This window comes from Streptomyces sp. SCL15-4 (assembly GCF_033366695.1).
Lineage (GTDB): Bacteria > Actinomycetota > Actinomycetes > Streptomycetales > Streptomycetaceae > Streptomyces.
In genome coordinates, this window is sequence record NZ_JAOBTQ010000001.1 from 1,586,201 (window position 1) to 1,611,696 (window position 25,496).

Below are 25,496 nucleotides of genomic sequence, written 5' to 3' on the forward strand. Positions count from 1 at the left end.
TGGCCCGGCGACGGTGTGCGCCGGGCGCGTCCCGGGCCGCCCGTGCGGGCGGTCCGGGACGCGGCCGGCGGCGTCAGGCCACGGAGGCGATGCGCATCTTGATGGCGTCCGGCGAGAGCGTGCCCTTGGCGGTCACGTGATCGCCGGAGGACTCGCCGCGCAGCCGGCGGCCGATCCACGGCACGAGGTACTCGCGCGCCCACTGCACGTCGTCGCGGCGGACCTCCAGCGTGCCCCGGGGCGGCAGCGGCGGCCACGGCTGCTCGGGGTCGGCCGGCACCTGAAGGCCGAGGACCTGTCCGGCCCGCAGCGCCACGCGCGTGTGCCCCTCGGGCGAGAGGTGCAGGCGGTCGCTGTCCCAGGCCCTGCGGTCCTGCACGGACTTCAGGGACCACAGGTCGAGCACGGGGCAGCCGTACCGGTCGGCGATGGCACGGACGTGGCCGTTGTAGGTGGCGATCTTGCCGCGCAGGTGCTTGAGCAGCGGCACGCCGCGGGTGTCGAAGCCGGTCGTCACCATCACCGTCCCGGCGGCCCCCGCGAGCCGGGCCACGGCGCGTTCGAAGCGCTCGGCCACCTCGTCGGGGTCGGTGCCCGGGCGGATGATGTCGTTGCCGCCCGCGCAGAAGGAGACCAGGTCGGGTGCCAGGTCGACGGCCTGCGGGACCTGGTCGGCCACGATCTGGTCCAGCAGCTTCCCGCGCACGGCGAGGTTGGCGTACCGGAAGTCGCCCTCGGGGCGCCGGTCGGCGAGCAGTACCGCGAACCGGTCGGCCCAGCCCACGAACGCCCCGTCCGGCCCGGGGTCGCCGACGCCCTCGGTGAAGCTGTCCCCCACCGCCACGTACGACCCGATCACTGATCTGCTGTCACTCTTCGAATCGTCTGCCACGTCGGACCATGATTCACCTTCGGATGTGACCTACGCGACCGTAGGCCGGGGTTGACGAACGGTGAGATGAGCCACTCTTAAAGACTTCGTAATCCAGGAATAAAGGCGGACCGCACCAGAGGCGCCGACTGCGGGCATGAGGGTCACACGCGGCGCAGCCGGACAACCGTCGCGTCCAGGTCGCCCTTGAGGTCCGTGCGCAGTCCGTGGTGCAGCAGCACCGCGCCCCGGTGCACTTCGCCGGTTTCGCGGCATGCGTACGAGGCCGCCGGGTCGAGTCCGCGCAGCCGCACCGCCGGGGACGGCTCGCCGTGGTGCTGCGCCTGGAGCCAGGCGAGGACGACGGTCTCCTCGCCCCGGAGGTACTGCACGGCGCTCAGGCCGCCCGTCGGGGGCCGCAGCCGGTACAGCTCGCCGTGCTGCACGAGCGGGCGGATCTCCTTGTACAGCTCCACCCACCGGCGGGCCTCGGCCAGTTCCTCCGCGCTCCACCGCGTCAGGTCGCCGCCGATGCCGAGGACGCCGGCCATGGCGCTGACGAACCGGAACCGCAGCGAGCTGGACCGCCCGTTGAGCTGGGTGTTGGGGCTGTCGGTGACCCAGGCGGCCATCACGCGCGCGGGATGGATCTGGCTGAAGCCGTGCTGGATGGCGAGCCGGTCCAGCGGGTCGGTGTTGTCGGAGGTCCACACCTGGTCGGTGCGGCCGAGCACGCCGAGGTCGATCCGGCCGCCGCCGCCCGAGCAGGACTCGAAGGCGACCCGGGGATGCGCGGCCCGCAGCCGGTCCAGCAGGTCGTACAGGGCGCGCACGTGGTCCACCCACAGGCGCTGCGGGTAGGGCTCCCCGGGCCAGCCGGCGTCGGTGAAGCAGCGGTTGAAGTCCCACTTCACATAGTCGATCGGGGCGCTGGAGAGCAGGGTGTCCAGCCGGTCCCACAGATACCGCCGGACATCCTCGCGGGCGAGGTTGAGGACGAGCTGGTGGCGCAGCTCCGTGCGCCTCCTGCCGGGATGGTGCTGCACCCAGTCGGGGTGGGCGCGGTACAGCTCGCTGTCCGGGTTGACCATTTCGGGCTCGACCCAGATCCCGAACCGCATGCCGAGGTCGTGCACATGGTCGGCGAGGGGTTTCAGGCCGTGCGGGAAGCGGTCGGGGTTGGGCGTCCAATCGCCGAGGCCGGCGCGGTCGCTGGTGCGTGCGCCGAACCAGCCGTCGTCCACCACGAACAGCTCGACGCCGATCCCGGCGGCGCGGCGGGCGAGGGCGGCCTGCCGCTCCTCGGAGATGTCGAAGTACGTCGCCTCCCAGGAGTTGAACAGCACGGGCCGGTCCCGGTCGGCGTCCGGGACGACGTACGCGCGCTGGTAGGCGTGCCAGGCGCGGCTCGCGCCGCCGAAGCCGCCGTCGCTCCACAGGCCCGCGAAGACGGGCGTGGTGTACGACTGTCCGGGCGCCAGGAGCAGCAGGCCCGAGTCGTCGTGTCCGGCGCCGCCGGTGATCTGCACGCGCGCGTCCGGGAGCTGGGCGACCGCGATGCGCCAGGAGCCGGACCAGCCGAGCGCGCAGCCGTAGACCTCGCCGCGCTCCTCGGTGGCGTCGGTGTCGAGGGCGACCCAGGGCAGGTGCTGGTGGCCGGTGTGGCCGCGGCGGCTACCGATGACCTTCTCGCCGTAGGTGAGGGGGGCGGTGGTGAGCCGGGACTCGGCGGCCCACCGGCCGTGCAGCTGGGACAGCCGCCAGCCCTCGCGGTCGGGCAGCGTCCAGGTGGCCGCGTCGGCGCGCAGCAGCTCCACGGGCGCGGGGCCGTCGTTGGCGACGGTCGCCCAGCGTTCGACCACGTCGCCGCGCATCCGGTAGTGCAGGACGACGCCGAGGCCGTCGTCGTCGAAGCGCAGCCGCAGTGTGCCGTCCCCGACGGCGTACGACACGAAGCGCCACTCGGTGCCGCGCCGCCGCTCGGTGCGGACGGACAGGGCGGGGCGGACGAAGCGGAGGCCGCCTTCGACGGGGTACTCCTCGCGGCCGTCGAGCGGGGACTCGAAGGGCCAGGGGCCGGGCAGCGGGCGGGCCGCCAGCGCCTCGGCGTCGGCGAGCGCGATCCGTGGCCCCCAGTGCAGGTGGAGCAGTTCGTCGGCGTCGGTCAGACGCAGGGCGTAGCTGCTGGCCGGACCCGACAGCAGCCAGGTGCGTCCGTCTTCGGCGATGTCCACCATCGAGACCTCACAGGTGTCAACAGATTCGCGCAAGTCCCGACATCATCAAGGGCCGCGGGCCCGTCTGACAATGCCTGTGGATAACTCATTGCCCGAGGAAATCGATGCCGTATGGTCGACTTCAGTGCCCGCCGGCGAGCCGCGACGGCGGGGAACGACCGGGAGGAGCCCCCGTGACGCAGCAGGTCCCGTCGACCGAGCCGGAGCTGGCAGGAGTGCGCAATTTCCGTGACGTGGGCGGGCTGCCGACCGTGGACGGACGGCGGGTGCGGCACGGAGTGCTGTTCCGCAGCGGGCATCTCGCGCACGCGACGGAGGACGACGCGGCCTTCCTCGCCTCCCTGGGGCTGCACACGATCTTCGACTTCCGCAACGCGGCCGACCAGAAGCTGGAGGGCCCGGACGTCGAGCTGCCCGGCGTGCGCAATGTGAACCTGCCGCTGAGCGACCCGGCGGACGGCGCCGAGTTCTGGAAGATGGTCCGCGACGGCGACCTCGACCAGCTGCGCGCGATCCTCTCCGACGGCAGGGGCGCGGCCCGGATGACCGAGTCCTACCGGAGGATGGTCAAGGAGCGCACCGCCGAGCACTCCCGGGTGCTGCACGCGCTCGCCGACGACAGCGTCCCGGCGCTGATGCACTGCGCGGCCGGCAAGGACCGCGCGGGCGTGTCCATCGCCGTCACGCTGCTCGCGCTGGGCGTGGAGCGCGAGGCGATCGTCGCCGACTATCTGGAGTCCAACGCCAAGCACCGGCGCTACAAGGTCCGGCGCAGCGGCAGCGCGGAGACGGCGTACACGCCCGAGGTGATGGAGCTGCTCGACCCGCTCTTCGACGCCCGGGCCGAGTATCTTCAGGCGGCGTTCGCGAGCATCGAGGAGAACTGGGGCGACGTCGAGACGTATCTGGCGCGGGGCCTGGGGCTCACGCCCGAGGCGCGTGAGCGGCTGCGCGAACGCCTGCTGGACTGACGCCTGGCGGACCGCGGTGGCCGCGGGAAGGTCAGCTCTTGGCGCCCACCGCGAACAGCAGGTAGAGGAAGGCCGCCAGTACGTGCCCGAGGGCGATGTAGACGATCAGCCGGATCCACAGGGCGCGGGGAAACTTCTCCTCGAAGTTCGTCATGGCAGCTCTCCGGTCGGCGAGCCCAGGCACAGCGTGGCCGTGGGGCTCTGCAGCAGGGTGTGGACGAACAGAAGCTCGACGCCGTCGTGGTCCTCGGCGGCGAGGCGGTGCGGTGTCAGCGAGTCGAAGTGTGCGCTGTCCCCGGGCCCGAGCAGGTGCGCGGTGTCCCCGAGCCGCAGCCGCAGCCGCCCCTTGAGGACGTAGAGCCACTCCTCGCCGGGGTGGACGCGCACGATGTCGCCCTGGGAGCCGTAGGGCGCCCGCACCCGCAGGGCCTGCATGCCGCGGCCGGACGCGCCGGCCTGGACGTACGTCCAGCCGCCGGCCCGGGTCGGTTCCATGTCGGCGGCGCGCACGATCGCGTCCCGGTCGGCGACCGTCTCCCCGAGCAGTTCGGAGACGGTCGTACCGTAGATACGGGCGAGCGCCAGCAGCATCGGCAGCGACGGCTGCCGGTGCCCGGTCTCCAGGCGGGAGAGATGGGCCGGGGAGAGACCGGCGGAGCGGGCCGCGGCCTCCAGCGTGAGCCCGGCGCGCCGGCGCAGAGCACGCAGCTGCGGTGCGACGGCGGGCAGGCCCCCGTCCGCGGCCGCCGGCGGCGCGGCGTCTGAGGCGTTCATGCCTCCATTGAGCCCCACCATTGCCCGTGGGGCAATTTTCTTGCCTCAGAGGCAAGAGGCGGAGCGCCCCGGCGTCCACCGCCGCCGGCGCCCCGCCGTCCAGGCCGCTGTCAGCGGTTCGCCACGGCCTGCTTGATCAGCGTCTTGCCGAAGTCCCACATCAGGCCGCCGCCGTTGTGCGCGTCGTCCATCACCGCGGTGAAGGCCTCCACGAACCGGTCCACGTCGGCCTCGTCGACGATCAGCGGCGGAATGAGCTTGATCACCTCCAGGTGGTCGCCGGAGACCTGGGTGAGGATCCGGTGCTTCTGCAGCAGCGGTACGACGACCATCTGGGCGAACAGGCCCTTGCGGGCCGCCTGGAGCATGGTCCAGCGACCGCGCAGCTTCAGCGAGGAGGGCCTGCCGAACTCGATGCCGATCATCAGGCCCCGGCCGCGCACGTCGGCGAGCAGCTCGTAGGTGTCGATCAGCGCGGTGAGCCGGGACTTCAGCAGCTCGCCGGTGCGGCGCACGCCGGCGACGATCTGCTCGTTCTCCATGACCGACAGCACGGCGAGGCCGCACGCCATGGCCTGCGCGTTGGAACCGAAGCTCGCGGAGTGCACCAGCACGCGGTCCATCGAGGAGTAGACCTTCTTGAAGATCCACTCCTTGCCGAGGGTGGCGCCGACCGGGACATAGCCGCCGGACAGGGCCTTGGCCACGCACACCAGGTCCGGTTCGACGCCGTCCTCGTGCTGGTAGGCGTAGAAGTCGCCGGTGCGGCCGAGACCGGTCTGCACCTCGTCGGCGATGAGCAGCGCCTTGTGCTTGTGCAGCAGTTCCTGCGCGGCCCGCAGATAGCCGGGAGGTGCCTCGTGGACGCCCTTGCCCTGGATCGGCTCCACGATCAGCGCGGCCACGTCGCCCTTGCGCAGCTCCCGCTCCAGGGCCTCCAGATCGCCGAGGGGGACGGCGGTGTCGGGCAGCAGCGGGGCGAACCCGTCGCGGAAGCCGTCTTCGCCGTTGACCGACAGCGAGCCGGTGGTCAGGCCGTGGAAGGCGTGGTCGCAGTACAGGACGCGCGGCTTGCCGGTGGCGTACCGGGCGAACTTCAGGGCCGTCTCGACCGCTTCGGTGCCGCTGTTTCCGAAGAACACCCGGTCCAGGTGCGGGCTGTGGGCGAGGAGCCGTTCGGCGAGCAGGCCGGGCAGCGGCTGGCAGTCGAAGCGGGTGAGGTCGGCGAGGTCCAGGTCCAGGACGTCGTGCAGCGCCTTGCGGACGACCGGGTGGTGGCGGCCGAGGCCCATCACGCCGAACCCGGCGAGCATGTCCAGGTAGTCGTTGCCGTCCGCGTCGAAGAAGTGCGCTCCCTCGGCGCGCTCGTAGACCTTGTCGAAGCCGATGGTGTGCAGCATCCGCGGGAGCTGCGGGTTGAGGTGCTTGGTGTGCAGCTCGTAGCGTTCGGCTCCGCGCTCGGCGAGCAGGGCGCCGAGGTCGAACTCGGTGGTCATTCACTCTCCTTGGCTGTGCCGCCGACGTCCTTGGCGGCCAGACTCGCGCTGATCCGCCCGGCGATCTCGACGGGCGTGAGGCCGATGTCGGCCAGTACCTCGGCGCGCTTGGCGTGCGCGAGGAACTGATCCGGGATGCCGAACCGCCGTACCGGTACGTCCACGTCGGCGTCGCCGAGGGCCAGCGCGACGGCCGAACCGACGCCGGCTGCGCGGCTGTTGTCCTCGACCACGGCCACCAGCCGGTGTCCGGCGGCCAGTTGGGGCAGGGCGGGGTCGACGGGTTTGACCCAGCGCGGGTCGACCACCGTGCAGCCGATGCCGCGGGCTTCGAGCAGTTCGGCGGCCCGCAGGCACACCGTGGCCATCACGCCGACGGCCACCAGCAGCACCTCGGGACGTTCGGCGCGGTGCAGGACGTCCATGCCGCCGACCCGGTCCACGGCGGGGACGCGCGGGCCGGCGGTCTCCTTCGGGAAACGGACCAGCGTGGGCGCGTCGTCGACGGCGACGGCCTCGCGGAGCTGGGCGCGCAACTGGTCGGCGTCGCGCGGGGCGGCGATCCTCAGGCCGGGGACGACCTGGAGGATCGACATGTCCCACATGCCGTTGTGGGAGGCGCCGTCGGTGCCGGTGACACCGGCCCGGTCCAGCACGAAGGTGACCCCGCAGCGGTGCAGGGCGACGTCCATCAGCAGCTGGTCGAAGGCCCGGTTGAGGAAGGTGGCGTAGACGGCGACGACCGGGTGCAGTCCGCCGGTGGCGAGGCCGGCCGCGGAGACGGCCGCGTGCTGCTCGGCGATGCCGACGTCCCAGACGCGGTCCGGGAAGCGTGCGGCGAACTCGGCGAGGCCGACCGGGTGCAGCATGGCCGCCGTGATCGCCACGACGTCCTCGCGTTCCTCCCCGATCCTGACGATCTCCTCGCCGAACACCGAGGTCCACGACGGGCCCTTGGACGGCGCGAGCGGCTCGCAGGTGAGCGGGTCCATCACGCCCACGGAGTGGAAGTGGTCCTCCTCGTGCGCGAGGGCGGGTTCGTAGCCGCGGCCCTTCTCGGTGAGGCAGTGGACCAGGACGGGGCCGTGGAAGCGTTTGGCGCGGCGCAGCGCCGACTCGACGGCCTTGAGGTCGTGGCCGTCGATCGGGCCGAGGTACTTCAGGCCCAGGTCCTCGAACATGCCCTGCGGGGCGAAGGCGTCCTTGAAGCCCTTCTTCGCGCCGTGCAGGGACTCGTAGAGCGTGCTGCCGACGACCGGGGTGCGCTGGAGCACTTCCTTGCCCCAGGCGAGGACCTTCTCGTAGCCGTCGGTGGTGCGCAGCGCGGCCAGGTGGTTGGCCAGGCCGCCGATGGTGGGTGCGTAGGAGCGTTCGTTGTCGTTGACGACGATGATGAGCGGCCGGTCCCGGGCCGCGGCGATGTTGTTCAGCGCCTCCCAGGCCATGCCGCCGGTCAGCGCGCCGTCGCCGATGACGGCGACCACATGGCCCTTCTCCCCCTGCACCTGGTTGGCCTTGGCCAGGCCGTCGGCCCAGCCGAGCGCCGTGGACGCGTGGCTGTTCTCGATGACGTCGTGCTCGGACTCCTCGCGCGAGGGGTAGCCGGACAGCCCGCCCTTTCCGCGCAGCTTCGAGAAGTCCTGACGGCCGGTCAGCAGCTTGTGGACGTAGGACTGGTGGCCGGTGTCCCACAGGATGCGGTCGGCCGGCGACTCGAAGACCCGGTGGAGCGCGATGGTGAGTTCCACCACGCCCAGATTGGGCCCGAGGTGACCGCCGGTCCTCGACACGGCGTGCACCAGGAACTCACGTATTTCTCCGGACAATTCCCCGAGTTCCGCTTCGGACAGCGCCTTCAGGTCGCGTGGTCCCCGGATGCTCTCCAGAATGGTCACTCTCGGGCCCCCTCTCGTTGCGTGCCTTGCCTCAACTCACCTGGTCCGACGGTCTCTTGCTCTCGGCGAGCCTCATGGCCTCCTCGATCAGGGTCTCCACGATCTTCGACTCGGGGACGGTCTTGACGACCTCGCCCTTGACGAAGATCTGGCCCTTGCCGTTGCCGGAGGCCACGCCGAGGTCGGCCTCGCGGGCCTCGCCCGGGCCGTTGACCACACACCCCATCACCGCGACCCGGAGCGGCACCTCCATGCCGTCCAGGCCGGCCGTCACCTCCTCGGCGAGCTTGTAGACGTCGACCTGGGCGCGGCCGCAGGACGGGCAGGAGACGATCTCCAGGCGGCGTTGGCGCAGCCCCAGGGACTCCAGGATCTGGATGCCGACCTTGACCTCCTCGGCCGGCGGTGCGCTCAGCGACACCCGGATGGTGTCGCCGATGCCCTGGCTCAGCAGCGCGCCGAACGCCACCGCCGACTTGATCGTGCCCTGGAACGCCGGGCCGGCCTCGGTCACGCCGAGGTGCAGCGGATAGTCGCAGCCGGCGGCGAGCTGCCGGTAGGCCTCGACCATCACGACCGGGTCGTTGTGCTTGACGGAGATCTTGATGTCCCGGAAGTCGTGCTCCTCGAAGAGGGACGCCTCCCACAACGCCGACTCGACCAGCGCCTCCGGGGTGGCCTTGCCGTACTTCTGGAGCAGACGGCGGTCCAGGGAGCCGGCGTTGACGCCGATCCGGATCGGGGTGCCGTGGTCCTTGGCGGCGCGCGCGATCTCCTTGACCTTGTCGTCGAACTGCTTGATGTTGCCCGGGTTGACGCGGACCGCGGCGCAGCCGGCCTCGATGGCGGCGAACACGTACTTCGGCTGGAAGTGGATGTCCGCGATCACCGGGATCTGCGACTTCCTCGCGATGGTCGCCAGGGCGTCCGCGTCGTCCTGCGTGGGGCAGGCGACGCGGACGATCTGGCAGCCGGACGCGGTGAGTTCGGCGATCTGCTGCAAGGTGGCGCCGATGTCCGAGGTGCGGGTCGTGGTCATCGACTGCACGGACACCGGGGCGCCGCCGCCGACCGGCACGCTTCCGACCTGGATCTGCCGCGACGCCCGCCGAGGCGCGACCGGACGGGCCGGCACCTCGGGAACGCCCAGCGGAACGGCGGTCATCGCGGTCACTCCCGGTTCCCGGCGACGGTCTCGCGCATGGCGCGCAGGGACTCCTTCAGGGAGCCCATGGTGGCGAGGACGGCGGTCGGCTCGTAGCCGCAGTGCGCCATGCAGTTGGCGCAGCGCGGGTCCTTGCCGCGGCCGTACTTGTCCCAGTCGGTCTTCTCGACCAGCTCGCGGTACGTCGGCACGTACCCGTCGCTCATCAGGTAGCAGGGGCGCTGCCAGCCGAAGAGCGAGTAGTTCGGGATCGCCCACGCGGTGCACGGGAAGTCGACCTTGCCTTCCAGGAAGTCCAGGAAGAGCGGGGAGTGGTTGAGCCGCCACTTGCGGCGGTTGCCGCCCGCGAATGCCTTCTTGAACAGCTCGCGGGTCTGCTCCACACCGAGGAAGTGCTCCTGGTCCGGAGCCTTCTCGTAGGCGTAGGCGGGCGAGATCATCATCTCGTCGACCTGGAGGTCGTCGTTGAGGAAGTTGAGCACCTCGATGATGGTCTGCGGGGTGTCGGTGTTGAAGAAGGTGGAGTTGGTGGTCACCCGGAAGCCGCGCCGCTTGGCCTCCTTGATGGCCGCCACGGCCTCGTCGAACACGCCTTCCTTCGCGACGGATTCGTCGTGCCGCTCACGCAGCCCGTCGATGTGCACCGCGAAGGCGAAATAGGGCGAGGGAGTGAACTTGTCCATCTTCTTGCGCAGCAGCATCGCGTTGGTGCACAGGAAGACATACTTCCGCTTCGCCACCAACTGCCGCACGATCTCGTCGATCTGAGGATGCATCAGCGGCTCGCCGCCCGCGATGGAGACCATCGGCGCACCGGACTCCAGCACGGCGCCCACGGCCTGGGCGACCGGCATGCGCTGCTTGAGCACACCGGCGGGGTGCTGGATCTTGCCGCAGCCCTCGCACTTCAGATTGCAGGCGAAAAGCGGTTCCAGCTCGACAATGAGCGGGAACTTGTCCCGCTTGCGGAGCTTCTGTTCAGCCAAGTATGTAGCGACCTTGATGGACTGGCGCAGCGGCATGGCCATCTGGCTCACCTCCGAGGGAGCAGCGAAGAACGGTGCCATTCGAAAAATGCGGGAAGGACGGATCGGAGAACGCGGAAGGCCGATATTCCTCCGCGCAGGGTGCCGACACGGACGAGTTCGTGTTCGGGGGCGTCCACGACGACCCGTACGGCGGCCACCGGCCGCTCGCCGGCGCGGACGGCGGCCAGCAGCGTGGCCGCCGACTCCATGTCCACGGCGATCGCGCCGGTGGCGAGCAGATCGGAGCGCTCGGGGCCCCGCACGACGTGGTCGGAGCCGGTGAGCGGGCCGGTGTGGACGGTGCGTCCGGGCAGCAGGCGCGCGAGTTCCTCGACCAGGAGCTCGGTGCCCACGCACGGAACGGTACCGCGCGGGTCCCGGGTCTCCTCGGCGACCACCAGGTCGCCGGGGTGCATCCCGGGGGCCAGTCCGGCACAGAAGCCGGTGGCCAGCACGGCCGTGCCGGCGGGTGCCGGGCCGGCCAGGAGCCGGGTGACGGAGCGTTCCGCCGCACGGGGCCCCATGCCCGTGCGGACGAAGGTCACCGGCCCGCCGGCCCTCCGCCCCGCGCCCCCGCGCAGCGGCCCGCCCGCCCCGCGCGCCCGGCGGTCGCCGGTGCGCAGGGCGAGGTGCTCGATGCCGAGCGCGCAGGCGATCAGCAGCGGAGCCGGAGCGGGCTGGTGGCTCACATCAGTTCCCCTCGGCCCGCGCGGAGACCTTCTGGGCCCGGGCGAGCAGGTTGCGCTCGAAGGGGTCGCCGTGCAGGTACCGGCCGAGCGCGGTGAGCGGGAACACCTGCCGGTACAGGTGGTAGTTGATGGAGAAGTCCCAGGGGAAGCCGGTGCCGGTGAAGTACGGCTCGTCCCAGCCGCCGTCCTCCCGCTGGGTGTCGGCCAGCCAGCGCACGCCGCGCTCGACGGCCGCGGAGCCCTTCTCCCCGGCCGCGAGCAGCGCCATCAGCGCCCACGCGGTCTGCGAGGCGGTGGAGGCCCCCCGGCCGCTCCATTCCTTGGCGTGCTGGTAGGAGCGCAGGTCCTCGCCCCAGCCGCCGTCGTCGTTCTGGACGCTCTCCAGCCAGGTCACGGCACGCCGGATCGCCGGGTGCGAGGTGGGCAGTCCGGCCGCGGTGAGCGCGGGGACCACCGATCCGGTGCCGTAGATGTAGTTGACGCCCCAGCGGCCGAACCACGAGCCGTCGGCCTCCTGTTCGGCGAGCAGCCAGTCGATGCCGCGCCGAGTGCGCGGGTCGTCGGCCAGGCCCTCGGCGGCGAGCATCTCCACGACGTGCGCGGTGACGTCCGCGGACGGCGGGTCGATGACCTCGCCGAAGTCGCAGAACGGCAGCCGGTTCGGGAACGGGCTGGTGTTGTCCACGTCGAAGGCGCCCCAGGCGCCGTTCTTCGACTGCATGCCCAGGTTCCAGCGCACCGCACGGCCGATGGCCCGGTCCACGTGCTCGGGGTCGTGGTGGCGGACCCGGCGCAGCGCGAGCGCGACCTCGGCGGTGTCGTCGATGTCGGGGTAGTTGTCGTTGTGGAACTCGAAGGCCCAGCCGCCCGGCGGCAGTTCGGGCCGGCGTACGGCCCAGTCGCCGGGCCGGGCGATCTCCTCGCCGAGCATCCAGTCGGCGGCCTTGACCAGTTGCGGGTGGTCCGCGGGCAGTCCGGCGTCCACCAGCGCGATGGTGGCCAGGCAGGTGTCCCACACCGGGGACTGGCAGGCCTCGATCATCCGGGCGCCGTCCTCGCGCCAGACGGCGAAGCGGTCCAGGGAGGCGAGGCCCTCGCGCAGCACCGGGTGCTGGAGGTCGTAGCCGAGCAGGTGCAGGGCGATGACGGAGTACACGGCCGGGGGCTGGATGCCGCCCCAGCAGCCGTCGTTCTCCTGCCGCTCGATGATCCAGCGGGCCGCCGCGTTCAACGCGGCCGTGCGCAGCCTGCGCACGGCGACCTTGCGGTAGCCGCGGACCACCTTGTCCAGCCGCTGGAAGACGCCGTCCCAGCTCGCCACCGGGGCGAGCGGCTGCGGCGGGTTGGGCTCGGCCGGGTCGGTGTGCAGCTCGTCCAGCGCGAACGGGGCCGGGCGCACCGGGCGCTTGGCGGAGACGATGGTGAGCGGCACGATGGTCTGCCGCGCCCAGCATCCGAAGTCGTAGATGTTGAGCGGGAACCAGGTGGGGAAGAAAATCAGCTCCGGTGGGAGTTCGGGCAGGTCCTCCCATTTCCACCAGCCGAACAGGGCGAGCCAGATCCGGGTGAAGACCCGCGCGGCGGCGATGCCGCCGCGCTCGCGGATCCAGGCCGAGGCCTTCGCCATGTGCGGCGCGTCGGGCGCGTCGCCGGCCAGGCGCAGGGCGACGTACGCCTCCACGGTGGTGGACAGGTCGCCCGGGCCGCCGTAGAAGGTGGCCCAGGTGCCGTCCTCGCGCTGCTCGCCGCGGATGAACTTCGCGGCGGCCTGCGCGGTGTGCTCGTCCAGGATGCCCAGGAACTGACGGAGCAGCAGGTCCTCGGCGTCCATGGTGACGTTGGTCTCCAGGTCGCCTTTCCACCAGCCCTCGGTGTCCTGCCGGGCGAGCAGGAAATCGGTGGCGCGCCGTACGGCGCGCGTGGCGGCTTCTTGTACCCCGGCCGTCTCGGGGATGGTGAGGGTGGAGTCGCTGGCCGCGGCAGCCCGGGACGGCAAGATGGCCCCGGTGCTTCCGTCGGTCGTCGCTGTCATGGCTTCCCCTTCGTGCAGTCGTGCGAGTCGTGCTGCTGTGGGTCCGCCGTCGGCCGGTGTCCTTCGTGCTGCGGCACCGGCCGGCGACTACGCCAGGCTTATCCGGCCAATGGTGATCATCTCTTTCGTACGACGACGAAGTCGGCGAGCGCCGTGAAGGACTCCCGCACCCGGTCGGGCATGTCCACGGCCTCTAGGGCTTCGATGGCGATGGTGTGCTGACGGCGCGCCTCGGCGGCCGTCCAGTCGCGGCCGCCGGCCTCCTCGATGAGGGCGGCGCGGGCCGCGAACTCCTCCTCGGAGAAGTTCTCGAAGTCGCTGCTCTTGGCGTCCGCGGCGAGGATCTCGCCGAGCTGTTCGGAGGCGGGGCCGCCGGCCGCGAGGGCCGCGACGACCGGCAGGGACTTCTTGCGCTGGCGCAGGTCGCTCCAGGTCTGCTTGCCGGTGGCCTCCGGGTCGCCCCAGATGCCGAGCAGGTCGTCCACGGCCTGGAAGGCGAGACCGAGGTGGTAGCCGTACCGCTCCAGCGCGTCGGCGGTGGTGTCGTCCGCGCCGCCGAGGACCGCGCCGATGGAGGAGGCGCAGGCCAGCAGGGAGCCGGTCTTGTTGCCCTCCATCTCCAGGCACTCCTCGACGCTGACGCGGTCACGGTGCTCGTAGGAGATGTCCTGGGCCTGGCCGTCGATCAGGGCGCGGGTGGCCGCGGTCAGCCGGCGGGCGGCGCGGCCGGCCTCGACCGTGCCGATCTCCAGCAGCACCTCGCCGGCGAGGGCGAACAGGGCGTCGCCGACCAGGATGGCCTGGGCGGGGCCGTGCACCTTCCAGACGGTGTCGCGGTGCCGGCGCTGCTCGTCGCCGTCCATCAGGTCGTCGTGCAGCAGCGAGAAGTTGTGCACGAGTTCGACGGCGACCGCGCCGGGCACGCCGGTCTCGGGCGCGGCACCGGTGACCTCGGCGGACAGCACGGCCAGCGCGGGGCGGACGGCCTTGCCGCCGTCGCCGTCCACGGGGTTGCCGGCGGCGTCGATCCAGCCGAAGTGGTAGGCGGCCACGGTGTCCATGGGCGGGGCGAGACGGTCGACGGCCGCCCGCAGCACCGGTGTGGCCAGGTTCCTGCCGCGCTCCAGGAGCGCGGTCACGTCCACCGCGGGCCTCCGAGCGGGCGTCGCGGCCGGGGGCACAGTGGGCACAATCTCTCCTCTAGTTGCGGTACCGGGGGTGCGGGGGCGGTCGCCCGCCGGCCGGCCGTCACGCCGCCTCCTCGAACGCGAAGAGGTGGCGGGGTCGGGGCCGGCCCAGGGTGCCGAGCGCGGCGTCGGCCGCGCTCACTCCGCTGCGGACCGCACTCTCCATGGTCGCGGGCCACCCGGTGGCGGTCCACGCTCCGGCCAGGTACAGGCCGGGGGCCTTGGTCCGGGCGCCGGGCCTGAGGCGTCCGACGCCGGGGCTGGGGGCGAACGTGGCCGTGCGCTCCCGGGTCACGAAGAAGTCCTTCACCCCGGCGGCGCGGGTGCCTGGGATGAGCCGCTCCAGCTCGGGCAGGTAGCGCTCGCGGAGTTCGGCCACCGGGGTGTCGATGTCGTCCTGCGCGGCCGACTGCGACAGCGCGAGGTACTGCCCCGAGCGCAGTCCGGAGGCGTCGGTCCGGTCGAACACCCACTGCACCGGGGTGCCGAGCGCGGCGAAGAAGGGGCGCGCGAGCACCTTGCGGTCGTAGACGACGTGGACGTTGAGGATCGGCGCGGTGCCGATCCTCAGCAGCCGCTCGGGCTCGTCGAGGGCGCCGGGCGGGAGCAGGTCGTGGGCCTCGCGCTGGGGTACGGCGAGAACGACGGCGTCCGCGGAAAGTGTCTCGCCGGGAACTTGAACGCTCCACCCGCCGTTGTCGTTGGTGGAGACGGAGGTGACGCGTGTACGGACCTCGGTACGGACGCCCGCGGAGTCGAGCGCCTTGCGGGCCAGCCGGTCGTGCAGTTCGCCCAGCGGGACGCGGGCCCAGCCGATGTCGGCCGCGCCCGGGTCGGACAGCAGACCGGTCTTGAACACCATCGCGGCGAGGCCCAGCGAGGCGTCGCCCGCGACCGCGTTGAGGGTGGCGACCCCGACCAGGTCCCACAGGGCCTCGACGGCGCGCGCGGACTGGCCGTGCGCGGCCAGCCAGCTGCCGAAGTCCTGGGTGTCCAGGGTCGGATCGGCGAGGTCGAGCCCCTTCAGCGCGAGCGCGGCCCGCCCGACGGCGGCGCGCTCGGCGAGCGAGAGGTGCGGATAGGCGGCCAGGCCGCGTCCCAGGTGGAGGGGGACGGGCAGCGGGTCGCGCCGCAGTCTGCCGAGCCGCCGGCCCACGGGCTTGGCGACGTCGACGACGGGCACGTCCAGGCGGTCCTGCAGCGGTGCCAGCGCCGTGCCCCGGATCCGGTCGAGGAACCAGCGGTAGGCGGTGCAGCAGCGCAGGTACACGTGCTGGCCGTTGTCGACGGTCAGTTCGCCGCGCTGGAAGGAGAAGGCGAGGCCGCCCAGCCTGGGCCTGCCTTCGAGCAGGGTAACGCGGACGCCCGCGTCGGCGAGGGCGAGCGCCGCGGTGATCCCGGCCAGTCCGCCGCCGACCACGACCGCGCTGCGGGCCGCCGTGCGCGGCGTGTCGGCCGACGTTGGTGCCGGGTGGGGTGAGCCGTCGCTCATCGTGCGTCCTTCCCTACGTGCGCGTGCGCCCCGCAGGCGCGACCGGTGCGGGCCGCCCGCCGGCCGCCGCCTCGTCGTGGCTGGTCGCGTCCCTGCGCCGGGAGCCGCGTGCCGGACCCGGCCCCGCGTTCCCGAGCGGTCGGGGCACACCGGCCGAACGGTGCGCGACCGGCCGTCTCAGTCAGGGACGCCGCGCCGCGGTGCGGGGTTGCCTGCCGCGGGTCGTCGGGTTCGGCCGGCTCCGGTTCGGTGCGCTGCATCAGGCGCGCCTCCGGACGGAGCGCCGGGAGACGTGGCGGGTGTCGAGGCCGGACAGGCCGCGCACGGCGACGTAGGCCTTCTCGTGTCCGGGCAGCGAGACCCGGCCGCGCAGCACGGCCTCCGGGTCGCGCTCGATGCGGTCGAGCAGCCGGCGGTAGATGCCGGCCATCGCGGCGACACAGGCGCCGCTGCGCCGGTCGAGCATGGGCAGCAGCCGGTAGCCCTCGGCGAACAGGGCCCGGGCGCGCCGTACTTCGAAGTGGACGAGGCCGGCGAAGTCGGCGCCCTCCGGCGGGGTCGGCGCCTGGAAGCCGGCCGAGCAGCCGAACTTGGCGAGGTCGTCGGCCGGGAGGTAGGTACGGCCGCCCAGCGCGTCCTCGCGGACGTCGCGGAGGATGTTGGTGAGCTGGAGGGCGAGGCCCAGCGTGTCGGCGTATTCGGCGGCGCGCTCGGTGCCGCGCGCGCCGGGTTCGGTGCCGAACACGCCGAGCGAGAGGCGGCCGATGGCACCGGCGACACACCGGCAGTAGACCTTGAGGTCCTCCCAGGTCTCGTAGGTCTCCCCGCGCACGTCCATCTGGACGCCGTCGATCAGCTCGTCCAGGCCGCCGAGCGGGATCGGGAAGGCCCGCGCGGCGTGGCTGAGGGCCACGGCCACCGGGTCGGTGTCGTCCTCCTCGACGTCGTCCTCGCGGATCCGGGCGAGCAGTGCCCGGGTGTCCTCCAGCCGCGTCAGCTTGACCTCGTCGGCAAGATTGCCGTCGCCGATGTCGTCCACCCGCCGGGAGAACGCGTACAGCGCCGACATGGCGCGGCGCTTGGCCGCCGGCAGCAGCCGGATGCCGTAGGCGAAGTTACGGGCCTGCTGCCCGGTCACGGCCTCGCAGTAGCTGTAGGCGGCGAGTACCGGCGCGGACACGTACGGCACAGACTCCACGGTCCGGATCACCCCTCTCCTCGCAGGATCGCGCCCGCCTCACGCAGCAACTGGATCTTGCCGGGTCTGGGCGGGCCGGGAAGTACGTCGTATTCGGCGGCGGCGATCGCTCTGATCGCCGCCCTTCCCCCCGCCACGAACCCCGCGAGCAGCAGTCTGAGCCTGCCGTGGACGCTACCCACCAGGGGAGCGCCTTCATCCAGCAGATCGCGGGCGCGTTGTGCTTCGTATGCAACCAGGGCGCGCACCGATGCGCCCGCGCTTTTTTGGCCAAGATCAGCTTCCTGGACGTGGAAGCGTTTCATGTCCTCGGCGGGCAGGTAGACGCGGTCGCGGCCGAGGTCCTCGGCGATGTCCTGGAGGTGCTCCACGATCTGCAGCGCGGTGCAGATCGCGTCGGACAGCCGGATCCGCTCGGGAGTGGAGGTGCCGGTGACGGCGAGCACGAGGCGGCCGACGGGGTTGGCGGACAGTTCGCAGTAGGCGAGGAGGTCGTCGTAGGTCTCGTACCGGGCGACGAGCTGGTCCTGGCGGTTGGCGGCGATCAGCCCGAGGAACGGCTCGGGGGTGAGGGCGCGGCGCCGGACGGTGGGCTGCAGGCGGCGCAGCAGCGGGTGGCGCGGCGTGCCGTCGAACACGCGGCGCAGGTCCTCCTCGAAGGCGTCGAGGAGGACGAGCCGGTCGGCGGCCTCGGCGGGCGACACGCCGAGCAGGCGGGCGTCGGCGCCGCCGGGGGCGAGGTCGCCGTCGCCGATGTCGTCCACGAGGCGGGCGAAGCCGTAGACGGCCATGAGGTCGGCGCGCCAGGCCCGGGGCAGGAAGAAGGGGGCCACCGGGAAGTTCTCGCTCGCGGCCTTGTCCAGGGTGGCGCGTTCCGGGCCGGACGCCGTCTCGGCGGCCGTCATCGGACGCTGCCCGGGGCGGGGACGGCACACGCTGCGCTGCGCTGGGGCGTTTCCGTAGCCATTGCCGTCACATCTCCCGTTCTACACTGCCGACCCAATACACACTATTTCGGACACGCCGCCCCGCAATGCACGAGGACACCTCCACGAAGGAAGGCGCGCATTATCGCCGCACTTGCCGGTTTCCGGCACCGGTACAGCTTACGTTGTACAACGTGGCGCCCATCGTCGGGGTGTCCCGCACATCACAACAACACACCGATTGGCTCCAAGATTCCTGCTACGGGGCCGAGTTGACGTTTCCTTTGCAGACGAAGGGCCCCACCGGACGAAATTCCGGTGGGGCCCTGACCGAAACGGGTCACTTGCCCGTGAACTTCTCGTACTCCTTCAGGACCTCGTCGGTGGGTCCGTCCATCCGCAGTTCACCGCGCTCCAGCCACAACACGCGGTTGCAGGTGTCGCGGATCGACTTGTTGTTGTGACTGACCAGAAAGACCGTTCCGGCCTCTTTGCGCAGTTCCCGGATGCGTTCCTCGGAACGCTTCTGGAACTTGCGGTCACCGGTGGCCAGCGCCTCGTCGATCATCAGGACGTCGTGGTCCTTGGCGGCGGCGATGGAGAAACGCAGCCGGGCGGCCATACCGGAGGAGTAGGTGCGCATCGGCAGGGTGATGAAGTCGCCCTTCTCGTTGATGCCGGAGAAGTCGACGATGTCCTGGTAACGCTCCTTGACCTGTTCCCGGGACATGCCCATGGCCAGACCGCCGAGGATGACGTTCCGCTCGCCGGTGAGGTCGTTCATCAGGGCCGCGTTCACGCCCAGCAGGGACGGCTGGCCGTCGGTGTAGACCCTGCCCCGCTCCGCGGGCAGCAGGCCGGCGATGGCGCGCAGCAGGGTCGACTTGCCGGAGCCGTTGGAGCCGATCAGGCCGACGGCCTCGCCGCGGTAGGCGACGAAGGACACGCCGCGCACGGCGTGCACCTTGCGCACGCCCCGCTCCTCGCCGCGCCTGAGGATGCGGCTGAGGGCCGCGGTGGCGCTGCCCTTGCCGGTCTTGGCGCCGTTGACTCGGTAGACGATGTGCAGATCGTCCGCGATGACCGTCGGACGCGGGTCCTGGATGTGCTGCTCAGCCACGGCCGTACCGCTCCTCCGCCTTCCAGAAGTACACGAAGCCGCCGGCGAAGACGAGCACGGCCCACAGCAGGGCGATGGCCCACACGTGCGGCGGCAGGTTGACGGAACCGTAGTCGTCGATCAGGGCGAAGCGCATCAGGTCCATGTAGACCGCGACCGGGTTGACCTGGAGCACCCGGACGATCCACTCGGGACGGCCCGCCAGCATGGTGTTGATCGAGAACATGACGCCGGAGGCGTACATCCAGGTGCGCAGCACGAACGGCATCAGCTGCGCGAGGTCCGGCGTCTTGGCGCCCATGCGGGCCACGATCAGCGCGAGCCCGGTGTTGAACAGGAACTGCAGCACCAGCACCGGCACGATCAGCAGCCAGGACGGGCCCGGGTAGCTGCCGAAGCCGATCGCCACGGCGAACAGCACCAGCATCGAGAACAGCAGCTGCTGGAGCTGCTGGAGCGAGAAGGAGACGGGCAGCGAGGCGCGCGGGAAGTGCAGGGCGCGCACCAGGCCGAGGTTGCCGGAGATGGCGCGGACACCCGACATCACCGAGCTCTGGGTGAAGGTGAACACGAACACGCCGGTGACCAGGAACGGGATGTACACGTCCCGGGACATGCCGCGGCTGGCGTGCAGGATCAGCCCGAAGATGAGGAAGTACACGGCCGCGTTCAGCAGGGGCGTGGCCACCTGCCAGAGCTGGCCGAGCTTGGCCTGGCTGTACTGGGCGGTCAGCTTGGCCTGGGAGAAGGCCAGGATGAAGTGGCGCCGTCCCCACAGCTGCCGGACGTACTCCACGAGCGAGGGCCGGGCGCCGCTCACGGAGAGCCCGTACTTGGCGGCGAGCTCGGCCGCCGTCAGTCCCGCGTCGGGCGACGGGGCCGCGGTCACCGCGACCGTGCCGTCGTGCGTGGTCTCACTCACAGGGGAAACTTTCGTCTTCGGGTACGCGTGTCGGTTCGTCGTCCGGGCAGCCGCGCGCGGCGGCACTGACCCGTCGGGGACGAGCTTGTCAGATGACCGGGGGACGGCCCAGTCGGGTGAGTCGCCACACCGTACGCCAGCGCATCGGGCGGCGAGGACCGCACGGCGTGGCCCAGCCCTCCCGGAAGCCGCCGAACCAGGCCTTCAGGGCCGGCCGCGAGGGGCGGCGGAGCAGGGTGAGCAGCAGCCAGACCCCGAGGTAGACCGGGACCAGGAGGGCGGGGAGGTTGCGGCGGGCGAGCCAGACGCGGTTGCGGGCGACCATGCGGTGGTAGACGGCGTGCCGCGACGGCGCGGTCGTCGGGTGGTAGAGCACCATGTCGGACCGGTAGTCGATCATCCAGCCCGCGTCGAGGGCCCGCCAGGCCAGGTCGGTCTCCTCGTGCGCGTAGAAGAACGCGTCGGGCAGGGCGCCGACCTCGGCGAAGACGCGGGTGCGTACGGCGTTTGCGCCGCCGAGGAAGGTGGTGACCCGGGAGGAGCGCATCGGGTCCGAGGCACGCAGCCGGGGCACGTGCCGGCGCTGGGTCTCGCCGGTGTCGGGGTCGGCGATGCGGAAGCTGATGATGCCCAGCTCGGGGTCCGCGGCGAAGGCCTCGCGGCACAGCTCGGCGGTGTCGTGGCGGGCGAGCAGGCCGTCGTCGTCGAGGAAGAGCAATATGTCGACGTCGCGGCCGGAGGGGCCGAACGCCTCTATGCCGACGTTGCGGCCGCCGGGGATGCCCAGGTTCTCGGGCACCTCCACGGTCCGTACGCCCTCCGGCACGTCCGGGACGGGCGAGCCGTTGCCCACGACGACCACCTCGACCGGGTCGCCGTCCTGCTTGGCGACGGAGTCGAGCAGGGCCCGCAGCTCCTCGGGCCGGTTGCCCATGGTGATGATGACGGCGCCGACCTTCATGGGCGCGCTCACTTCAGCCTGCTGGAGGCGAGGATGGACACCAGGTGCAGCAGGGTCTGCAGCAGGGCGATGCCGGCCAGCACGGCGGTGCCGAGGCGGGTGAAGAACAGGTCGCCGCGGGCCTGGTCCGCGATCGCGAGGACGACGATCAGCAGCGAGGCCTCGATGCCGAGGATCAGCCGGTGGAACTTCAGCGCGGCGGCGGCCCGGCGGGCCAGCGCCATGCCGGAGGAGCGCGGCTCGGAGGCGGCCTCCTGCACCGGGGGCTTGCCGGTCTGGTGCCGGGCGACACCGACCAGGTCGGTCTCGGCCTTGATCAGGATGGCGCCGAGCGCGGCGAGCGTGCCGAGGAAGGCCCACAGCCAGTCGATGCGGCCGGTGCCCCACAGGTCGGCGGCGCGCAGCCCCAGACCGACCAGCACGGCCGCGTCGGTGAGGTAGGCGCCGACCCGGTCCAGGTAGACCCCGCCGAGCGAGTACTGCTGCTTCCAGCGGGCGATCTCGCCGTCGACGCAGTCCAGCAGCAGGTACAGCTGGGTGGCGACCACGCCGAGCACCGCGCCCAAGATGCCCGGCACCAGCAGGGCCGGGGCCGCGAGCACGCCGCAGACGGTCATCAGGTACGTGAGCTGGTTGGGCGTGACCCTGGTGTTGACCAGGTAGCGGTCGACGCGCAGGGACACCTCGCGCATGTAGAGGCGTCCCGCCCAGTGCTCACCGCTGCGCCGGTCCTTCACCCCCGCGGGGTGGACGACCGGACGGAGTTCAGCTACCGATGGCCTTGACATAGTCGGCGTAGATGTCCTTGATCTGGTTCGTCTTGAGGTCGAGGTGTTCGAGGATCGTGTAGCGGCCGGGCCGGGTCTCCGGGGCGAACTCCACCGCGCGGACGAACTCGTCCACCGTGAAGCCGATCTCCTCCGGCAGCACCGGGAGCCCGTGCCGGCGCAGCACCTCGGCCATGTACGCCGACTCCTCGTGGGCGCCGCGCAGATACATCGCGAAGGCGGCGCCGAGGCCGCACTGCTCGCCGTGGGCCGCGGCGCGCTTGGGATAGAGCAGGTCGAAGGCGTGGTTGATCTCGTGGCAGGCGCCGGAGGACGGGCGCGAGTCGCCCGACACGGACATGGCGATGCCGGTGAGGACCAGCGCCTCGGCCAGTACCTGGAGGAAGCCGTCGTCGCCGACTCCGCCGGGGTGGCGGAGCACCGCCTCGCCGGCCTGCCGGGCCATGGCGGCGGCGAGCCCGTCGACCTTCTCGCCGTTGACCCGGTGGGCCAGCTCCCAGTCCGCGACGGCGGAGATGTTGGAGATGGCGTCGCCGATGCCGGAGCGGACGAACCGGACGGGTGCCTCGCGGATCACGTCGAGGTCGATGATGACCGCGATCGGGTTGGGCACGCCGTAGGAGCCGCGGCCGGCGTCGTTGTCGAGGGTGGCGACCGGCGAGCACAGGCCGTCGTGGGCCAGGTTGGTGGCGACGGCGACCAGCGGCAGGCCCACCCGGGCCGCCGCGAACTTGGCGCAGTCGATGATCTTCCCGCCGCCGAGGCCGACCACCGCGTCGTAGTGTCCGGCCTTTATGTCGCTCGCCAGCCGGACCGCGTCGTCGATGGTGCCGCCGCCGACCTCGTACCAGGTGGCGCCGGGCAGCGTGGGGGCGATCCGCTCGCGCAGCCGGGCGCCGGAGCCGCCGCTGACGGCGATGGCGAGCCGGCCCGACTGCGAGATGCGCTCGTCGGCGAGCACACAGGCCAGGTCGTCCAGGGCACCCGGGCGGATGTCCACGACGACCGGCGAGGGGATCAGCCGGGTCAGTACTGGCACGCGATCTCCCGTCCCCGGGCGAGGTCGTCGTGGTTGTCGATCTCGACCCAGTCGACCTCGCCGATCGGAGCCACGTCGATGCGGAAACCGCGGTCGACCAGTTCCTGGTAGCCGTGCTCGTAGAACTGCTGCGGGTCGGTCTCCCAGACCGTCTTCAGCGCGTCGGCCAGTTCCGGCGCGGCGTCGCCCTCGATCAGGGTGACGCCGATGTACTCGCCGGTGGCCTCGGCGGGGTCCATCAGCTTGGTGATCCTCGTCATGCCCCGCTCCGGGTCGACGACGACCTTCATCTCCTCGTCGGCCAGGCTCTTCACCGTGTCCAGGGCGAGGATGATGCGCTTGCCGTCGCCGCGGGCGGCGAGCAGCGTCTTCTCGACGGAGACCGGGTGGACGGTGTCGCCGTTGGCGAGGATCACGCCGTCCTTGAGGGCGTCACGGCCGCACCACAGGGAGTAGGCGTTGTTCCACTCCTCGGCCTTGTCGTTGTCGATGAGGGTGAGCTTGAGGCCGTACTTCGCCTCCAGGGCCGCCTTGCGCGCGTAGACGGCCTCCTTGCGGTAGCCGACGATGATCGCAACCTCGGTCAGGCCGATCTCGGCGAAGTTGCCGAGCGTCAGGTCCAGGACCGTCGGTTCGCCCTCTATGCCCGCGGGCCCCACCGGCACCAGCGCCTTGGGCAGGGTGTCGGTGTAGGGGCGCAGACGCCGTCCGGCGCCGGCCGCCAGCACGAGGCCGATCATGCGGTTTCTCCTTCGTCGTGTACGGCGGGCGCCCCGGCGGACACCCAGAAGCGGACGCTCTCGACGAGCACCACCAGGGCGACGGCCACGGCGAGCACCGTGAGCGCGGCCTTGAACTGCGCGGCGGTGAGCACGGCGGCCAGGGCGGTGACGAGCAGCGTCCGCCCCTCCTGCCCGCCGATGGCGCGCACCAGCCAGGCCGGGGACGCTCCGGCGTCGCCGCGGATGCGGTACACCGTGTCGTAGTGATGGTAGGCGACGGCCGCCACCAGCCCGAAAGCGGCGGGAAGGGCTCCGTTCACGTCCGCTTCACCGGCGAGCGCGAGGACGGTGCCGTACTCGGCGGCCCGGAACAGCGGGGGGACCAGCCAGTCCAGGGCGCCCTTGAGGGGGCGGGCGACGGCGAGGGCCGAGGTGAGGACGTAGACCAGGGCGCCGGCGACCGGGAGGACGCCGCCGAAGTCCGTGAGGGCCGAGCAGGCGACGACCGCGGCGCCGCCCAGCAGGGCGACGGCGGGCACGGCGAACCCGGGCAGGCCGCGCCCGAGCACCCGCCGCAGCGCGTGCGCCAGCGGACCGGAGTCGGCGAGGTCGGCGAGCGCCCGCGCGGCGCGGTCGGTGCGCCGGGCCCCGCGGGTCACCGAGCGCAGCACCCGGCCCGCCGTGGTGTACGCGGCCGCCAGGGCGCAGCCGACGAGCAGGGCGTAGAAGGTGATGCGCGGGGTGGTGACCGCGGTGAGGACCGCGATCATCGCCCAGCGCTCGCCGATCGGCAGCACGATCATGCGGCGCACCCAGACCGTCCAGCCGACGCTGTCGAGCTTGTCGGAGAGGGCGGCGGTGGGGCTGGTGTTGGCGGTGGCGTCGTGGTTGGCCTCGTTGAAGGAGAAGTCGACCACGTGACGGCAGGTCTGCAGGATCATCGCGCCGAGGGCGAGCGCCCAGACGTCGTCGCCGCCGCGGGCCGCGCCGAGGGCGAGGCCCGCGTAGTAGGCGTACTCCTTGGCCCGGTCGAAGGTGGCGTCGAGCCAGGCGCCGAGGGTGGAGTACTTCAGCGCGTAGCGGGCGAGCTGGCCGTCGGTGCAGTCCAGGACGAAGGAGGCGATGAGCAGCACGCCGGCCGCGACGAAGCCGCCTCGGGTGCCGGTGGCCGCGCAGCCGGCCGCGATCAGCGCGGTGAGCAGCGAGGCCGTGGTGACCTGGTTCGGGGTCAGGCCGCGGCGGGCGCACCAGCGGGCGAGGTAGCGCGAGTAGGGGCTGATGAAGAACGTGGTGAAGAAGCCGTCGCGGGACTTCACGGCCGATTTCAGGCGCACCGCCTCGTCGTCGACGGCGGCGACGGCCCGCCGGGCCTCGTCCAGCGCCCGCGGGCCGACGGGCACGGTGGCGACCAGGCTGCCCAGCTCGGGCCGGTGCACCGCGCCGCCGTCGTCGTCCAGGGCGCCGGCGACGCGGTCGGCGAGGCCGTCCACGGCGAGCGCCGGAGCGCCGCCCTCGGCGCCCCGGGCGGCCGTACCGGCGGGCGCGGAGGTCGCGCGGGCCACGGCGCGGGCGAGGGCCTGCCGGGCGGCGGGCTGGGCGGTGACGGCGCCGGGGACGGCGGCGAGCGGGAAGCGCGGGTCGGTCAGGCCGAGGCGCAGCGCGTGCGGGTGGCCGACGAAGCGGGCGTCGACCAGGGCCACGCGCCGGTCGGCCGGCACGGTGGTGAGCAGGGTCTGCGTCTCGGCGGCGTCGGCGGCCACGCGCACGTCGAAGCCGAGGGACCGCAGATCGTGTTCCAGTGACGATCCGGGGACCGGCTGACCGGTGACGATGGCCGTCGACAACCGAACTCACTCCCTGGGTGCCGACGCGCGCGGCGCCGGTCTGCTGCATGGTGGGGCGCCCCGGCCTGCGGCACCCGGGCGGCATGTCGGCAGAGGCTATCGGATGGGCCGGAGCCCGCGTTCACCGGCCGTTCACGGC

At 72.1% G+C, this 25,496-nt stretch carries 23 protein-coding genes; 1 reads left to right on the forward strand and 22 read right to left on the reverse strand.

Translation table 11 applies throughout. From position 1 onward, the window contains the following. Positions 1-73: 73 nt before the first annotated feature. Positions 74-859: an SGNH/GDSL hydrolase family protein gene (locus SCK26_RS06605; RefSeq protein WP_318205937.1), complete on the reverse strand. Its 786-nt coding sequence runs from the start codon at positions 857-859 to the stop codon at positions 74-76. Between the two features lie 176 nt (positions 860-1,035). Next, the gene (locus SCK26_RS06610; protein WP_318205938.1) at positions 1,036-3,108 is read right to left on the reverse strand and encodes an alpha-galactosidase; all 2,073 of its coding nucleotides are present in this window, start codon (positions 3,106-3,108) and stop codon (positions 1,036-1,038) included. A 173-nt stretch (positions 3,109-3,281) separates the two neighbouring features. On the opposite strand from SCK26_RS06610, the gene SCK26_RS06615 reads away from it, so the two are divergent. Then, on the forward strand, positions 3,282-4,079 hold the full coding sequence (locus SCK26_RS06615) for a tyrosine-protein phosphatase (protein ID WP_318200313.1): 798 nt from the start codon (positions 3,282-3,284) through the stop codon (positions 4,077-4,079). 31 nt (positions 4,080-4,110) lie between these two features. Here the strand turns inward: SCK26_RS06615 and SCK26_RS06620 are convergent, their stop codons facing one another. The 20 genes from SCK26_RS06620 to SCK26_RS06710 form a co-directional block, all read right to left on the reverse strand. Continuing rightward, positions 4,111-4,233 (reverse strand): DUF6126 family protein, encoded by a 123-nt coding sequence (locus SCK26_RS06620; RefSeq protein WP_318200314.1) that lies wholly within the window; start codon positions 4,231-4,233, stop codon positions 4,111-4,113. Next, a complete protein-coding gene (locus tag SCK26_RS06625; protein ID WP_318200315.1) occupies positions 4,230-4,853 on the reverse strand; it encodes a helix-turn-helix domain-containing protein in 624 nt (207 codons plus the stop codon). The genes SCK26_RS06620 and SCK26_RS06625 overlap by 4 nt, the downstream gene beginning before the upstream one ends. A gap of 110 nt (positions 4,854-4,963) precedes the next feature. Next, positions 4,964-6,349 (reverse strand): aspartate aminotransferase family protein, encoded by a 1,386-nt coding sequence (locus SCK26_RS06630; protein ID WP_318200316.1) that lies wholly within the window; start codon positions 6,347-6,349, stop codon positions 4,964-4,966. Further along, the gene (gene dxs / locus SCK26_RS06635) at positions 6,346-8,244 is read right to left on the reverse strand and encodes a 1-deoxy-D-xylulose-5-phosphate synthase (protein ID WP_318200317.1); all 1,899 of its coding nucleotides are present in this window, start codon (positions 8,242-8,244) and stop codon (positions 6,346-6,348) included. Before dxs ends, SCK26_RS06630 begins: the two co-directional genes overlap by 4 nt. A 31-nt stretch (positions 8,245-8,275) precedes the next feature. Beyond that, positions 8,276-9,409 carry a flavodoxin-dependent (E)-4-hydroxy-3-methylbut-2-enyl-diphosphate synthase gene (gene ispG, locus SCK26_RS06640; RefSeq protein WP_318200318.1) on the reverse strand — a complete coding sequence of 378 codons (1,134 nt, stop codon included), beginning with the start codon at positions 9,407-9,409 and terminating at the stop codon, positions 8,276-8,278. A gap of 5 nt (positions 9,410-9,414) precedes the next feature. Then, positions 9,415-10,437 carry an adenosyl-hopene transferase HpnH gene (hpnH, locus tag SCK26_RS06645; RefSeq protein WP_318200319.1) on the reverse strand — a complete coding sequence of 341 codons (1,023 nt, stop codon included), beginning with the start codon at positions 10,435-10,437 and terminating at the stop codon, positions 9,415-9,417. 5 nt (positions 10,438-10,442) lie between these two features. Then, the gene (locus SCK26_RS06650) at positions 10,443-11,126 is read right to left on the reverse strand and encodes a 1-hydroxy-2-methyl-2-butenyl 4-diphosphate reductase (protein ID WP_318200320.1); all 684 of its coding nucleotides are present in this window, start codon (positions 11,124-11,126) and stop codon (positions 10,443-10,445) included. Between the two features lies 1 nt (position 11,127). Next, complete coding sequence (gene shc, locus SCK26_RS06655; protein ID WP_318200321.1) at positions 11,128-13,158, reverse strand: squalene--hopene cyclase; 2,031 nt, start codon at positions 13,156-13,158, stop codon at positions 11,128-11,130. A 116-nt stretch (positions 13,159-13,274) separates the two neighbouring features. Further along, positions 13,275-14,348, reverse strand: coding sequence for a polyprenyl synthetase family protein (locus tag SCK26_RS06660; RefSeq protein WP_318200322.1), 1,074 nt, complete (start codon positions 14,346-14,348; stop codon positions 13,275-13,277). A 58-nt stretch (positions 14,349-14,406) separates the two neighbouring features. Then, positions 14,407-15,837, reverse strand: a complete 1,431-nt coding sequence (gene hpnE / locus SCK26_RS06665) for a hydroxysqualene dehydroxylase HpnE (RefSeq protein ID WP_318200323.1) — start codon at positions 15,835-15,837, stop codon at positions 14,407-14,409. Continuing rightward, on the reverse strand, positions 15,834-16,097 hold the full coding sequence (locus SCK26_RS37940) for a DUF6380 family protein (protein WP_412080715.1): 264 nt from the start codon (positions 16,095-16,097) through the stop codon (positions 15,834-15,836). The genes hpnE and SCK26_RS37940 overlap by 4 nt, the downstream gene beginning before the upstream one ends. Then, positions 16,097-17,047: a presqualene diphosphate synthase HpnD gene (gene hpnD / locus SCK26_RS06670; protein ID WP_318200324.1), complete on the reverse strand. Its 951-nt coding sequence runs from the start codon at positions 17,045-17,047 to the stop codon at positions 16,097-16,099. The genes SCK26_RS37940 and hpnD overlap by 1 nt, the downstream gene beginning before the upstream one ends. Then, positions 17,044-17,940: a squalene synthase HpnC gene (gene hpnC / locus SCK26_RS06675; protein WP_318200325.1), complete on the reverse strand. Its 897-nt coding sequence runs from the start codon at positions 17,938-17,940 to the stop codon at positions 17,044-17,046. Before hpnC ends, hpnD begins: the two co-directional genes overlap by 4 nt. 361 nt (positions 17,941-18,301) lie before the next feature. After that, positions 18,302-19,081: an ABC transporter ATP-binding protein gene (locus SCK26_RS06680; protein WP_318200326.1), complete on the reverse strand. Its 780-nt coding sequence runs from the start codon at positions 19,079-19,081 to the stop codon at positions 18,302-18,304. After that, positions 19,074-20,003: an ABC transporter permease gene (locus SCK26_RS06685; protein ID WP_318200327.1), complete on the reverse strand. Its 930-nt coding sequence runs from the start codon at positions 20,001-20,003 to the stop codon at positions 19,074-19,076. The genes SCK26_RS06680 and SCK26_RS06685 overlap by 8 nt, the downstream gene beginning before the upstream one ends. Before the next feature lie 88 nt (positions 20,004-20,091). Beyond that, positions 20,092-20,964, reverse strand: a complete 873-nt coding sequence (locus SCK26_RS06690; RefSeq protein ID WP_318205939.1) for a glycosyltransferase family 2 protein — start codon at positions 20,962-20,964, stop codon at positions 20,092-20,094. Between the two features lie 8 nt (positions 20,965-20,972). Further along, the gene (locus SCK26_RS06695; RefSeq protein ID WP_318200328.1) at positions 20,973-21,752 is read right to left on the reverse strand and encodes a CDP-alcohol phosphatidyltransferase family protein; all 780 of its coding nucleotides are present in this window, start codon (positions 21,750-21,752) and stop codon (positions 20,973-20,975) included. Further along, complete coding sequence (locus SCK26_RS06700; protein WP_318200329.1) at positions 21,730-22,791, reverse strand: iron-containing alcohol dehydrogenase family protein; 1,062 nt, start codon at positions 22,789-22,791, stop codon at positions 21,730-21,732. The genes SCK26_RS06695 and SCK26_RS06700 overlap by 23 nt, the downstream gene beginning before the upstream one ends. After that, positions 22,779-23,531: a phosphocholine cytidylyltransferase family protein gene (locus tag SCK26_RS06705; RefSeq protein WP_318200330.1), complete on the reverse strand. Its 753-nt coding sequence runs from the start codon at positions 23,529-23,531 to the stop codon at positions 22,779-22,781. The genes SCK26_RS06700 and SCK26_RS06705 overlap by 13 nt, the downstream gene beginning before the upstream one ends. Beyond that, the gene (locus tag SCK26_RS06710; RefSeq protein ID WP_318200331.1) at positions 23,528-25,357 is read right to left on the reverse strand and encodes a DUF5941 domain-containing protein; all 1,830 of its coding nucleotides are present in this window, start codon (positions 25,355-25,357) and stop codon (positions 23,528-23,530) included. Before SCK26_RS06710 ends, SCK26_RS06705 begins: the two co-directional genes overlap by 4 nt. Between the last annotated feature and the right edge of the window lie 139 nt (positions 25,358-25,496).